Genomic DNA, 12,330 nt, shown 5'->3' with positions numbered 1-12,330 from the left:
GTCCGAGGGGAACCCATGACTGCGACGATCACCGTCCCGACCGCGCCCTCGCGCCGTCGGTGGGACGCCCTCCACGCCCTCCTCGGCGGCCGCGTCGCACCCTGGGTCGTCGGCCTGTTCGCCACCCTCGTCTCGCTCATCGGCATCGGCACGCCGTCGTACTGGGGTGACGAGGCGGCGAGCGTCCTCGCCGCCGAACGCCCCCTCCCCGTCATGTTCGGGATGATCGGCCACATCGACGCCGTCCACGGCCTGTACTACGCGTTCCTGCACGTCTGGACCGGTGCCTTCGGCACCGCCGAGGCCGTCACGCGGTTCCCGAGCGCGATCGGCGTCGGCTTGGCCGCGGCCGGCACGGTCGTGCTCGCGCGGTCCATCTTCACCCCGGCGATCGGCATCACGGCGGGCCTCGTGTTCGCCGTCATCCCCCAGGTCACACGGATGGGCGCCGAGACGCGTTCCTATGCGCTGGGTATGGCCACGGTCGTGTGGCTGACGGTCTGGTTCGTGTCGCTCGTTCGCCGCCGGTCCACATCGCGCCGCAGCTGGGCGCTCTTCGCCATCGCGAGCGCCGCCTCGATGTACCTGTTCCTGTACCTCGCGATGCTCCTCCTCGTGCACGCAACCTGGATGGTGCTCCAACGCCCCGGGCGGAGGGTGATGCGAGGGTGGGGCTGGTCCCTGGTCGGCGCACTGGTCCTCGGCGCTCCGATCGTGATCGCGGGCATCGCGCAGCGCGAGCAGATCGCGTTCCTCGGCAGGCGGGACTACGCGACGCCGGAATCGGTGCTCGTCGGCCAGTGGTTCCAGACGCCGGCGTTCGCCGTGCTCGCGTGGCTACTCATCGTGCTCGCTCCCATCGGGGTCCTCGTGGTGCGCCGATCGTCCCGGCAGCGTCGCGCCCTGGCGATGATCGCCGTCTGGGCGCTCGCACCGACCGCGCTGCTCATCATCGGCAACACCCTCGTGACGCCGATGTACAACCTCCGCTACGTCACCTTCTGCGTCCCGGCCGTCGCGATCATGATGGCGCTCGGACTCCGGACGATCGTCGACCTCCTGCCGAAGCGGGTGGACCGGGCGGTGGCGACCGCAGTCGGTGTCGCGCTCGTGCTGGCGCTCGCGATCCCGGTCCTCGCGGAACAGCGCGGCCCGTTCGCAAAGGACGACGGCAGCGACCTCAGGCAGACCGCGGAGGTCGTCCAGGCCCATGCCTCGCCGGGCGACGCGGTCGTCTTCGACCAGTCGGTGAAGCCCTCGCGCAAGTCGCGGCTCGCGATCGACCTCTACCCGCAGGCCTTCGCCGGCCTCGACGACGTGGCGCTCGAGACGAGCTACCGCGACCGCCCCGAGCTCTGGGACCTGGCCGCGCCGCTGTCCGAGATCCACGACCGGCTCATCGGCCACGACACCGTCTGGGTCGTCGAGGGCTCGAGCACCTCTCCGAACGTGGCGGACCTCGAGGCGCTCGGCTACCACGTCGAGCAGCGCATCCCCGTCCACCGCAGCATCGTCTTCGAGCTCGTCAGGTCGTGACGCGATGCTGATCCGACCGCTCCCGAATCCGCGTGCACTGCTCCGGCGACCGATCGTCCGCGAGGTCGCCGCCTTCGGCCTCGTCGGCGGCGCCGGCTTCCTCGTCGACGTCGGGGTCTTCAACCTGCTCGCGTACACCGTGTTCCTCCACACCGGCACCTCCGGGCTGCTGGTGGCGAAGGGCATCTCCACGACGCTCGCCATCGTGGCCAACTGGGTGGGCAACCGGCTCCTCACCTTCCGCGCGCATCGGCGCTCGGACGTCGCCCGCGAAGCGCTCGAATTCGGTCTGGTGAGTCTCGCGGGCGGCGCGATCGCCCTGGCCTGCCTCTGGGTCTCCCACGACGCGATGCACTTGACGACGCCGCTGGCGGACAACGTGTCGGCGAACATCGTCGGGCTGGCCCTCGGTTCCGCGTTCCGCTTCGTGCTCTACCGCTTCTGGGTGTACGGGCCGCGGGCGGAGCGGACGGGACCGATCCCGGTGCGCATCGACCCGTGAGGCCGTAGAGTCAGCGACTCGCGTTGTGCTGCGAGACGGCGTCGCTGACCCAGGAGAACTCGTCGACGAACCGCGAGAGCAGCCGGGCGAGTTCCGCTCGATCGCGCTCGCTCCACTTGCCGACGAGGGTGTTGTAGACCTGCTGCGCCGCCTGCCGGTGTCGTTCGAGGGCGGTCCGTCCCTCGTCCGTCGCGCTCACGAGCACCGCGCGGCGATCACTCGGATCCGTCGCCCGGACGACGAGACCACCCTCCTCGAGGCGACGCACCTCGGCCGTCGCGGTCGACTTGTCGACGTCCATCCAGCCCGCGACCGTGGACATGCGGATCGGCCCGGCGGTGATGACGTATTCGAGGAGCCACGCGTCCGTGGCGGTGAGGGCGGCACCCTCGGCGTCGTGCAGTGAACGCCGGTTGTCGGCCCTGGTGGACCACCGGAGCACCGTCGCGAGGGACGCCTGGATGACGGCTCCCGCCTCGGCGGGGTCGACGTCATCGCTCATAGCTGAATTCTTTCTGAATACGTGCGTTCGGGTGTTGGTTCGACCATACCAACTATATAGTGGGACGGCACCAACTAAACATCACCCGTCCCCCACCTCGAGCGCTGCGGAGAACACAGCCCATGGAAATCCCCGGATACGTCTGGCTGCTGACGATCGTCGGCATTCTGGCCCTCCTCGCCTTCGACTTCATCTTCCACGTGCGCAAGGCCCACGAGCCGACGCTGCCGGAAGCCGCGAAGTGGTCGGCCCTCTACGTCGGTATCGCCATCGTCTTCGGCCTCGGCGTCCTCTTCTTCGGCGGTGGCACACTCGGATCCGAGTACTTCGCCGGCTACATCACGGAGAAGGCCCTGTCGGTCGACAACCTCTTCGTCTTCCTCATCATCATGTCGAGCTTCCGCGTGCCGCGGGCCGACCAGCAGAAGGTGCTCCTCTTCGGCATCGTCTTCGCCCTCATCGCCCGCACCGGCTTCATCTTCCTCGGTGCCGCCGCGGTGAACGCCTGGTCCTGGCTGTTCTACATCTTCGGCGCGTTCCTCATCTTCACGGCGATCAAGCTCCTCCGCCCGGAGGAGGAGAGCGACGACGCGAACAACTTCGTCATCCGTCTCGCCAAGCGTCTCTTCAAGACGACCGACCGCTACGACGGCGACAAGCTCGTCACCATCGAGAACGGCAAGAAGGTCCTCACGCCGATGCTGCTCGTCATGGTCGCCATCGGCGGCACCGACCTGCTCTTCGCGCTCGACTCGATCCCCGCGATCTTCGGCCTCACGCAGAACCCGTACATCGTCTTCACCGCGACGGCGTTCTCGCTGCTCGGCCTCCGTCAGCTCTACTTCCTCATCGACGGCCTGCTCGACCGCCTCATCTTCCTGAGCTACGGCCTGGCGGCGATCCTCGGATTCATCGGTGTGAAGCTCGTCCTGCACGCGCTCCACGAGAACACCCTGCCGTTCCTCAACGGTGGCGAGCACATCCCGGTGTTCGAGATCAGCACTGGCCTGTCGCTCATCGTCATCATCGGCATCCTGACCGTCACGGTCCTCGCCTCGCTCCTCAGCCCGGCCGGTCGTGCACACACGATCATCAGCGACGCCCGCACCCAGGCGAAGAAGATCGTCGACCACGCCGACTCCCCGGAGGACATCCCGGACGGTCACCACGTGGACGAGGTCGAACTCGAGACGAGCTACACCCGCATGGTCGAGCGCCAGAAGTCGTTCGCGAACCTGAAGCCCAAGCACCAGGCGAAGGCGGCCGACGACGAGGAGCTCCAGCGGCTGCTCGCCCGGGCCCACGAGCTGCAGGCGAAGAGCTCCGACTCACGCGGCCTGCTCTGAACGGACCGGGAATCCGGGCGCTCGCCCGGCTGAACCGATAACGTGGACGTGCGCTCCCAGCTTCGGCCGGGGGCGCACGTCCCACACCTCACCACCAGCAACACGATGAAGCATCTAGGAGACGGAACCATGGGTCTGAGTCTGGAAAAGGGCCAGTCGCTCTCACTGACGAAGCAGGACGGCGGTTCGCTCACGCGGATCCGCCTCGGTCTCGGCTGGGACGGCGTCGCACCGGTGAAGCGCGGCTTCTTCGGCCGCTCGTCCGCACCCGACATCGACCTGGACGCCTCAGCGATCTTCTTCGACGCCACCGGCAAGGTGCTCGACACCATCTGGTTCCAGCAGCTCGCGAGCAAGGACGGCTCGGCCAGCCACACCGGCGACAACCTCACGGGTGCCGGCGACGGCGACGACGAGACGATCCTCGTCGACCTCTCGAGGGTCGCCCCGTCCGTCCAGCAGATCGTCTTCGTGATCAGCAGCTACAGCCGCCAGACCTTCGACACCGTGCAGAACGCCTTCAGCCGGATCATCGACGACTCGACCCCCGGCTCGCCCGAGGTCGCCCGCTACCAGCTCACCGACTCCGGTCCGCACACCGCGATGATCATGTCGAAGGTCTCGCGCGAGGGCAACGGCTGGACCTTCAAGGCGATCGGCGAGCGCGCCAACGGGCGTTCCGTCATGGACCTCCTCGGCCCGGCCGCCCAGGCCCTCTGAGCACCACCCGCAGCAGTCCCCCGCGCGCCAGCGCAGTTCCGAAGGAGAAGCGATCACCATGGCAGGACTCACCCTCGAAAAGGGCAACAACCTCTCGCTCACCAAGACCAGCCCCGGCCTGACGGTCGCGACGGTCGGTCTCGGGTGGGACCCGCGCACCACGAGCGGTGAGGCCTTCGACCTCGACGCCTCCGCGCTGCTCGTCGGCGCGAACGGCAAGGTGCGCTCCTCCGCCGACTTCATCTTCTACAACCAGCCCGCCTCGGCGGACGGCTCCGTCAAGCACCTCGGCGACAACCGCACCGGCGACGGCGAGGGCGACGACGAGCAGATCTCGGTCGACCTGAACGCGGTCGGGGCAGACGTCGAGCGCGTGATCATCGCCGTGTCGATCGACAAGGCCGACGAGCGTCGCCAGAACTTCGGCCAGGTCCGCGGAGCGTACTGCCGCATCGTCGACCAGGACGGCACCGAGATCGTCCGCTTCGACCTCAGCGAGGACGCCGCCCCCGAGACCGCCATGCTGTTCTCGGAGCTCTACCGCAACGGATCCGAGTGGAAGTTCAAGGCCGTCGGCCAGGGCTACACCACCGGTCTCGCCGGCATCGCCGGCGACTTCGGCGTCCCGCTCGGCTGAGCACCGACGCCTCCACCACGAGCAAGCCACACACGAGAGCAAGGTCGACCGTATGAGCACGCCACTCACTCCGCCAGACGCCAACGAACAGGCAGCAGCCTCCCTCGTGCTGCACGCTCCGGATGCACCGGACGTCGTGCAGGCCGAAGAGGCACCGGGCATGGTCCCCGTCCCGGCGGAGCGCCAGACGGAGATCCAGCAGCAGGCGCGCTCCTTCGTGACGGAGGTCGCGACGCTCGACCCGCGCTCGCCCGAGTTCACGCAGAAGATCGAGGGCATCTCCCAGATCGGCGGCAAGGAGATGGTGCAGTCGAGCGGCTACTCCTCCCGCATGCTCGACCGCTCGTCGACCTCGGTCGCCGGTGCGAAGCGTTCGGGTGACAGCGCGCAGATCAAGGTCGCGACCACGCTCGGCGACCTCCGCAGCACCGTCGAGGACCTCACGCCGAACCAGGCGGACCTCGGCGTCGGCCGCAAGATCCTCGGGTTCATCCCGGGCGGCAACAAGCTCGCCAAGTACTTCCAGAAGTACGAGTCCGCGCAGACCCAGCTCGACAAGATCATCAAGTCGCTCATGGCCGGCCAGGACGAGCTCCTCAAGGACAACGCCGCCCTCGCCGGCGAGAAGGTCCAGCTCTGGGAGACGATGCAGGCGCTCAGTGAGTACGCCGTCTTCGCGAAGGCGCTCGACGCCGCCTGCGTCGCCAAGATCGACGAAGCCCGCTCCTCCGGACGCATCGAGGAAGCCCAGAAGCTCGAGGCCGACGTCCTCTTCCCCGTCCGCCAGCGCCACCAGGACATCCTCACGCAGCTCGCCGTCTCGGTGCAGGGCTACCTCGCGATGGACCTCATCCGCAAGAACAACCTCGAGCTCATCAAGGGTGTCGACCGCGCTCGCACCACGACGATCGCCGCCCTGCGGACCGCCGTCGTCGTCGCGCAGGCCCTCGCGAACCAGAAGATGGTCCTCGACCAGATCGACGCGATCAACACCACGACGAACAACATGATCCTGCAGACGAGCGAGATGCTGAAGGACCAGACCACGCGCATCCACCAGCAGGCCTCCACCGCGGGTGTCAGCGTCGAGACCCTGCAGCGCGCGTTCGACAACGTCTTCCAGACCATGGACGCGATCGACACCTTCCGTGCCGAAGCCGCCAAGAACATGGAGGGCACCGTCAACGCGCTCGAGTCTGGTCTCGAGAAGGCGAAGCCGTACCTCGAGCGCAGCCGTCAGGCCGAGCAGCGCGAACTGCGGTAGCCTCACGCTCGGGTGATCGGGCGCACGGGTCGCTGAGGACGAAGGGGGACGAGGGATGGCATTCGGACGACTGCTGAACGCACTGCGGACCGGCGGGGCCGAGCCGCTCGGCGTCGTCGACGCCACGCCGGCGCCCGTCGGTGAGACCGAGGACGAGCAGACGGCCCGGCACCTCGACGAACTCCGCGACTCGGTGCGCTCCGTGGGGCGCGACCTCCCCACGCTGCTCACCTCGCAGCTCCGACAGATCGACGACCAGTTGCGCCTCGTCGTCGCGACCATCGCCGACCAGGGTGCGTCGACCGAGCAGCGCGTGCTCCTCGCCGCGATGGTGACGGACTACCTCCCGAGCCCGCTGCGCTCCTTCCTCGCGCTGCCGGCCGCGGACCGCACCGACGACTCCCGCAGCACGATCGTCTTCGCCCGTCAGCTGGAGCTCATCGAGGAGACCATCCGCGACCTCCTCAACCAGATCCGCATCGGCGCGATCGCCGAACTCTCGACGCACGGTCGCTTCCTCTCCGACAAGTTCCAGGAGCCCGACGCCGGTCTCGTGCTGGGTGCGCACTGATGGCGTCGCTGATCGCGGGCGCGAACGCCGCGCTCACCGCCGAGAACCCCGGCCTCGACGCCGTACTCATCGGGTTCGGCTGGGACGTCATCGCGAGCCGCGGACCGCAGAGCGAGCCCGTGCCGCTGGCGATCATGTGCGGCGACGACGGCAAGGCGCTGTCCGACGACCACCTCGTGTTCTTCAACCAGGTCGAGAGCCAGGACGGCGCGGTCACCTTCTCGTCCGAGGCCGACGACGAGGAGATCGACGTCGAGCTGTCGCGCGTGCCGGACGCCGTGTCGAAGATCGCCTTCCTGCTCTACATCGACCCCGACGTCCGCGGTCCCGGTGACTTCTCGCCTGTGCGCTCGGCGTTCGTCCGCGTCGCCACACCCGACGGTCGGGAGCTCGTGCGCTTCGACGTGCCGATCGCGGAGGTCCGCAGCAGCCAGGCGCTGCTCCTCGCCGAGCTGTACCGGCACCGGTCGGACTGGAAGTTCCGCGCTCTCGGGCAGGGGTACGCCGGCGGTCTCGCCGGCGTGGCACGCGACTTCAGAATCGACCTCTGAGCCGTGCCGCTCAACACCTCCCCGGTGCGACGGGACATCGACTACCTTCGTCGTCGGGTGAAGCCGAGACCCGAGCCGGTGGCGCAGGCGGAACCCGTGGCGAGCGCCCCGGCAGCACCTCCCCCCGCAACGCCCGCCGCGTCGGCAGCACCGTCGACGGGACTCACGCTCGGCGGGCCGTCGACGCCCGCCGCCGCGCCCCCTGCCCCGGCGGCATCGGCAGCGCCGTCTGCACCGTCTGCACCCTCGACAGGACTCTCGCTCGGCGGATCCTCGTCGCCCGCTCCCGCTACGCCGTCGGGACGCCCCGCCACCACGCCCGCCGCAGCTCCGACGACCCCGCAGCCCTTCCCAGCCCCGACAGCCGAGGAGGTCCGCGTCCTCGACGACGAGACCCCGCTGGTCCGGCTCGACCCGCGTCAGTCCGCGATCGGCAGCCTCATCGTCGGCGGAGCGACGGCGATCGTGTGGGAGACCGTCGAACTCGTGACGGGGGTCGCGACCGCCGACGGCATCGACGGCACACCGGTGACGACGCCCGGCAACCGGCCGCTGCTCGGCTTCGACGGCGGCGACGCGATCCTCGCGCTCCGGCACGTGCACCTCATCCGGAGGGCGTTGTTCGTCGGCACAGCCGGCCACCCACTGACGGTGCAGCTCTTTGACGGCGAGAGCTTCGCCGCGGCTGACGACACCGGCGCACCGCCGGTCGTCTCGCTGTTGCGCATCGGGTCGAGACTCGAACTCCGCCTCGAACCCCTTCCCGCCGAGATCCCCCTCGAGACGCTCCTGCAGCAGTTCGGCTTCGAGCCGACGCCGTACGTCGTCGCCCGCGAACCCCGGAGACGATGACCATGCGCCACTTCAGTTACGTCGACGACAAGCGCGCGTCGCGGCTGTTCCACAAGCTCCCGAGCCCCATCAGCATCGACTCCCCGCCGGAACACGTGGCGGCGGCACTCGGCGCCACGCTCTACAGTCCCGGCACGCGCCCGACGCTCGCGAAGGACGTCGTGAAGCAGGCGAAGCACGGCTGCCTGAGCATGGTGCTGTGCCTCGAGGACTCGGTCCCCGACGACGCGGTCGAGTTCGCCGAGACGAACGTCGCGGAGGCGATGCAGCAGCTCGCCGCCAAGAGCTCGGGGTCCAAGCGCCCCGTGCTGCCGCTGCTGTTCATCCGCGTCCGCACGCCCGAGCAGCTCGAGCGGGTCGCCGGGCTCCTCGGTCCGGGACTCGACCTCCTGAGCGGCTTCGTCATCCCCAAGTACGAGAACAGCGACGGGGTGGCGGACCGCTTCTTCGAAGCGCTCGGTCGCGTGCAGCGCGACTACGGGCAGGACGGGTCGAACGGCGCGCGTCGCCTCCGGGTCATGCCGATCCTCGAGTCGCCGCGGATGATCCACCGCGAGACCCGCGACGACACCCTCTCCGGGATCGTCGACGTCACCAAGGCCCACCGCGAGGACGTCCTGGCGGTCCGCATCGGCGCCACCGACCTCTCGAGCGCGTTCTCGCTCCGGCGCTCGCGCGACCTCACCGTGTACGACGTGAAACTCGTCTCCTCGGTCATCGCCGACGTCGTCAACGTCTTCGGTCGGCCGGGCGACGACTTCGTCATCACCGGCACGGTCTGGGAGCACTTCCACAACGCGGAGCGGCTCATGCGCCCGCAGCTGCGCATGACGCCGTTCCAGGACGCGAACGAGGCGCAGCTGCGTCAGAAGCTCCTCCTCAAGGGACTCGACGGCCTCATCCGCGAGATCGCGCTCGACCAGGCGAACGGGTTGCTCGGCAAGACGGTCATCCACCCGAGCCACGTGCCGGTCGTCCACGCGATGTCGGTCGTGAGCCACGAGGAGTACGTCGACGCCCTCTCGGTCGTCGGCGATGTGGGCGGCGGTGCCAACGCCTCCCCGTATCGGAACAAGATGAACGAGATGAAGCCGCACCAGGCGTGGGCGCGCAAGACCCTGCTCCGCGCGGAGGCCTTCGGGGTGGCAGCGGAGGAGACGACGTTCGTCGACCTCCTCGAGACGAGCATGCGGTGACCGTATGGACGGGCCGCTTCGTCAGTGACGCCGTCGGCATCGGCCTGCGCTCGAACGCGTCCCGAAGCCTGATCCCGGTGGAGGACCTCGTCGGTCTCGCACTCCGCGACAACCCCAAACGCGCGCAGTTGCTCGTGTCGACGGTCCTCGCCAAACACGTGCCGACCGTGCCCGGTCTGGCACTCGCCGCCGGCGAACTGGTCGGACTGCTGGTGCGGAGCGCGCTCGACGGCAGCGACCCGGAGACGGCTCCGTTCGACACGGTGGCGCAGCTCCTGGCCCGTCGGGAACGGCCGGACGCTGACGGTCTCGCCGCCCTCACCGCCGTCCGCGAGCACCTCGCCCAGCTCCGTGATGCGGCCCCAGTGGCCGGGCCGGAGCTCGTCACCGTCGGCTACGCGGAGACGGCGACCGGGCTCGGCCACATCGTCGCCGACGCGCTCGGCTCGCCGTACCTCCACTCCACGAGGCACGAGGCGGACGTGCCCTTCACGCCGTTCGAGGAGGAGCACTCGCACGCGAGCGACCACCGCCTGTACCCGAGCGACCCCGCGTGGGCCACGGTCGGTGGCACCACGGTGCTCGTCGACGACGAGTTGAGCACCGGACGCACCGTGCGCAACACGATCACCGCGCTGCACGCCACCACGCCGCAGGCGCACTGGGTGGTCGCGGGCCTCATCGACCTCCGTTCGGATGCGGACCGGCAGCGCTTCGACGACCTCGCCCACAGCCTCGGCACCCGGATCACCGTCGTCGCGCTCGGCGTGGGTGCCGTCGACCTTCCGGAGGACGTCCTCGCCCGCGCGCGAGCGGTCATCGACGCTGCACCCGCCGCATCGGTAGCCGGTTCGACCGCAGCCGGCGACGTCGTCGTCGTGGACGCCTCCGACCTGTCGCCCGTGCGGAGCGCGCGCTTCGGTGCGCCAGGACGCCTGGACGACGCGGTGACCGCCGCGATCGCCGACCGGGTCCTTCCGGAGCTGCCGGACGGCGAGGTCGTGGTGCTCGGCTCCGAGGAGTTCATCGCGGTACCGCTGGCCGTCGCCGACCACCTCGACCGCACCCGCGGAGCGACGCGCTTCTCGACCACCACGCGGTCCCCCATCGCCGTGATCGACCGTGACGACTACGCCATCGCGAGTGCGGTGTCCTTCACCAGCCACGACCGCACGATCGACGGCCTCGGACCCCGCTTCGCCTACAACCTCTCGCGCGGCGGCTCACGGTTCGCGGCGGTGGTCCTGTTCCCGGAGCCGGGCGCCGACCGCGAGCTCCTGCTCCGGCCCGACGGCGTCGTCGAGGCGCTGCGGACCGTCACCGACCGCGTCATCGTCGTCCTCCTCACCGAATCCGTCCCGACTCCAGCCGAATGGAACCCCGCACCGTGACCATCGACGCCGCCGCCCTCCCCGAGCCGCTCACCGGACCGGACTTCGGGTCCTACGACGCCTCGGAGGTGCGCTGGCTGCTCACCGACCTCGGCGACACCCGCCTCGAGGCCGACGCCTCCGAACGCGAGGCCGCGATCCAGAGCGGTCGCGCGCACTACGCCGAGTCGCTGCCCATCGAGTACCTGCCCTCCCCCGAGTACGAGGAGCTCTACCGGGACGCCCTCGCGCGGTCGAGCCGACGTCTCGCGGTGGCCGTCGGCGTCGTCACCGACCTCGTCCTGGCCTCCCGCGCGAACCGCCCCGTGCTGGTCTCCCTCGCCCGCGCCGGAACGCCCATCGGGATCCTCATGCGTCGCTGGGCGAAGGAGGTCCGTGGGATCGACGTGCCGCACTACACGATGAGCATCGTGCGCGGTGTCGGCGTCGACGGGACCGCGCTGCGCTACCTCGCGGCGCACCACGACCCGGAGCAGATCGCGTTCGTCGACGGCTGGACCGGCAAGGGCGCCATCGCGCGCGAACTGACGGCGGCGCTGGAACTCTTCGCCGAGACCGACGGCATCCGCTTCTCCGACGAACTGGCGGTCCTCGCCGACCCCGGACACTGCGTGCCCGTGTACGGCACCCGCGACGACTACCTCATCCCGTCCGCGTGCCTGAACTCCACCGTCTCCGGCCTCGTGTCCCGCACGGTGTACAACCGCGAGCTGCTCTCCGACGACCAGTTCCACGGCGCCAAGTTCTACCGTGAGCTGAGCAGTCACGACGTCTCCGGCGCCTTCCTCGACGCGGTCTCGAGCCGCTTCGCCGAGGTGGTCGACGACGTCGCCGCGGGTGTGGAGGAGGCCTCGGCGGCCGATCGCGAACCGAGCTGGATCGGCTGGGAGGCCGTCGAGCGGATCCGCGAACAGTACGACATCCCGACCGTGAACCTCGTGAAGCCCGGTGTCGGCGAGACCACCCGCGTCCTGCTCCGCCGGGTGCCGTGGAAGGTGCTCGTGTCGCCGGACGCCCTCGACGACGTCGCGCACGTGCTCCTGCTCGCCGAGCAGCGCGGTGTGCCGGTCGAGGTCGTGCCCGGGTTGCCCTACAGCTGTGTCGGGCTCATCAACCCGTTGAGCGACGCCGCGGCGGGAGACGCCCAGTGAGCGCCCTCGTCGCCTGCGACCTCGACCGCACCCTCATCTACTCGCCGAAGGCGTTCTGGCTCGAGACACCGGACCCCGAAGCGCCGTCGATCATCGTCTCGGAGCTCTGGA

13 protein-coding genes are annotated in these 12,330 nt (G+C 69.5%); 12 read left to right on the top strand and 1 reads right to left on the bottom strand.

All coding sequences use genetic code 11. The annotated features are described in order from the left end of the window. The first annotated feature begins 15 nt into the window (after positions 1-15). On the top strand, positions 16-1,536 hold the full coding sequence (locus ACQG07_RS14845) for a glycosyltransferase family 39 protein (RefSeq protein ID WP_426738658.1): 1,521 nt from the start codon (positions 16-18) through the stop codon (positions 1,534-1,536). Between the two features lie 4 nt (positions 1,537-1,540). Further along, a complete protein-coding gene (locus ACQG07_RS14840) occupies positions 1,541-2,038 on the top strand; it encodes a GtrA family protein (RefSeq protein WP_124768213.1) in 498 nt (165 codons plus the stop codon). A gap of 10 nt (positions 2,039-2,048) precedes the next feature. Here the strand turns inward: ACQG07_RS14840 and ACQG07_RS14835 are convergent, their stop codons facing one another. Continuing rightward, entirely contained in the window at positions 2,049-2,540 is a 492-nt protein-coding gene (locus ACQG07_RS14835) for a MarR family winged helix-turn-helix transcriptional regulator (protein WP_079704614.1), read from the bottom strand. Between the two features lie 122 nt (positions 2,541-2,662). Here ACQG07_RS14835 and ACQG07_RS14830 point away from each other — a divergent pair, with 122 nt between their 5' ends. From ACQG07_RS14830 to ACQG07_RS14785, 10 genes are all read left to right on the top strand, one after another. Then, positions 2,663-3,886, top strand: coding sequence for a TerC family protein (locus ACQG07_RS14830; protein WP_079704613.1), 1,224 nt, complete (start codon positions 2,663-2,665; stop codon positions 3,884-3,886). 129 nt (positions 3,887-4,015) lie between these two features. Further along, positions 4,016-4,606: a TerD family protein gene (locus ACQG07_RS14825; RefSeq protein WP_079704612.1), complete on the top strand. Its 591-nt coding sequence runs from the start codon at positions 4,016-4,018 to the stop codon at positions 4,604-4,606. A gap of 58 nt (positions 4,607-4,664) precedes the next feature. Then, entirely contained in the window at positions 4,665-5,243 is a 579-nt protein-coding gene (locus ACQG07_RS14820; protein WP_079704611.1) for a TerD family protein, read from the top strand. 52 nt (positions 5,244-5,295) lie between these two features. Beyond that, on the top strand, positions 5,296-6,507 hold the full coding sequence (locus ACQG07_RS14815) for a toxic anion resistance protein (protein WP_079704610.1): 1,212 nt from the start codon (positions 5,296-5,298) through the stop codon (positions 6,505-6,507). 55 nt (positions 6,508-6,562) lie between these two features. After that, on the top strand, positions 6,563-7,078 hold the full coding sequence (locus ACQG07_RS14810; RefSeq protein WP_079704609.1) for a hypothetical protein: 516 nt from the start codon (positions 6,563-6,565) through the stop codon (positions 7,076-7,078). Beyond that, on the top strand, positions 7,078-7,629 hold the full coding sequence (locus tag ACQG07_RS14805) for a TerD family protein (protein ID WP_064295863.1): 552 nt from the start codon (positions 7,078-7,080) through the stop codon (positions 7,627-7,629). The genes ACQG07_RS14810 and ACQG07_RS14805 overlap by 1 nt, the downstream gene beginning before the upstream one ends. Before the next feature lie 3 nt (positions 7,630-7,632). Next, entirely contained in the window at positions 7,633-8,481 is an 849-nt protein-coding gene (locus tag ACQG07_RS14800) for a hypothetical protein (RefSeq protein WP_159876989.1), read from the top strand. A gap of 2 nt (positions 8,482-8,483) precedes the next feature. Then, positions 8,484-9,677 (top strand): HpcH/HpaI aldolase/citrate lyase family protein, encoded by a 1,194-nt coding sequence (locus ACQG07_RS14795; RefSeq protein ID WP_071261351.1) that lies wholly within the window; start codon positions 8,484-8,486, stop codon positions 9,675-9,677. Continuing rightward, on the top strand, positions 9,674-11,068 hold the full coding sequence (locus ACQG07_RS14790) for a phosphoribosyltransferase domain-containing protein (RefSeq protein WP_426738657.1): 1,395 nt from the start codon (positions 9,674-9,676) through the stop codon (positions 11,066-11,068). Before ACQG07_RS14795 ends, ACQG07_RS14790 begins: the two co-directional genes overlap by 4 nt. Then, positions 11,065-12,219 carry a cysteine protease StiP family protein gene (locus ACQG07_RS14785; RefSeq protein ID WP_159453338.1) on the top strand — a complete coding sequence of 385 codons (1,155 nt, stop codon included), beginning with the start codon at positions 11,065-11,067 and terminating at the stop codon, positions 12,217-12,219. Before ACQG07_RS14790 ends, ACQG07_RS14785 begins: the two co-directional genes overlap by 4 nt. Positions 12,220-12,330 lie beyond the last annotated feature (111 nt).

Source organism: Plantibacter sp. 2H11-2, assembly GCF_050031945.1.
In the GTDB taxonomy this organism is placed as follows: domain Bacteria; phylum Actinomycetota; class Actinomycetes; order Actinomycetales; family Microbacteriaceae; genus Plantibacter; species Plantibacter auratus.
Note: the sequence above shows the minus strand (reverse complement) of the source record. Positions and strands in the feature narration are given on the sequence as shown.

Excerpts from the sequence above, each read along its gene's own strand:
- ACQG07_RS14830 (WP_079704613.1), top strand. The coding sequence starts at position 2,663 with ATGGAAATCCCCGGATACGTCTGGCTGCTGACGATCGTCGGCATTCTG.
- ACQG07_RS14805 (WP_064295863.1), top strand. The coding sequence starts at position 7,078 with ATGGCGTCGCTGATCGCGGGCGCGAACGCCGCGCTCACCGCCGAGAAC.
- ACQG07_RS14815 (WP_079704610.1), top strand. The coding sequence starts at position 5,296 with ATGAGCACGCCACTCACTCCGCCAGACGCCAACGAACAGGCAGCAGCC.
- ACQG07_RS14820 (WP_079704611.1), top strand. The coding sequence starts at position 4,665 with ATGGCAGGACTCACCCTCGAAAAGGGCAACAACCTCTCGCTCACCAAG.
- ACQG07_RS14835 (WP_079704614.1), bottom strand. The coding sequence starts at position 2,540 with ATGAGCGATGACGTCGACCCCGCCGAGGCGGGAGCCGTCATCCAGGCG.
- ACQG07_RS14810 (WP_079704609.1), top strand. The coding sequence starts at position 6,563 with ATGGCATTCGGACGACTGCTGAACGCACTGCGGACCGGCGGGGCCGAG.
- ACQG07_RS14795 (WP_071261351.1), top strand. The coding sequence starts at position 8,484 with ATGCGCCACTTCAGTTACGTCGACGACAAGCGCGCGTCGCGGCTGTTC.
- ACQG07_RS14825 (WP_079704612.1), top strand. The coding sequence starts at position 4,016 with ATGGGTCTGAGTCTGGAAAAGGGCCAGTCGCTCTCACTGACGAAGCAG.
- ACQG07_RS14840 (WP_124768213.1), top strand. The coding sequence starts at position 1,541 with ATGCTGATCCGACCGCTCCCGAATCCGCGTGCACTGCTCCGGCGACCG.
- ACQG07_RS14845 (WP_426738658.1), top strand. The coding sequence starts at position 16 with ATGACTGCGACGATCACCGTCCCGACCGCGCCCTCGCGCCGTCGGTGG.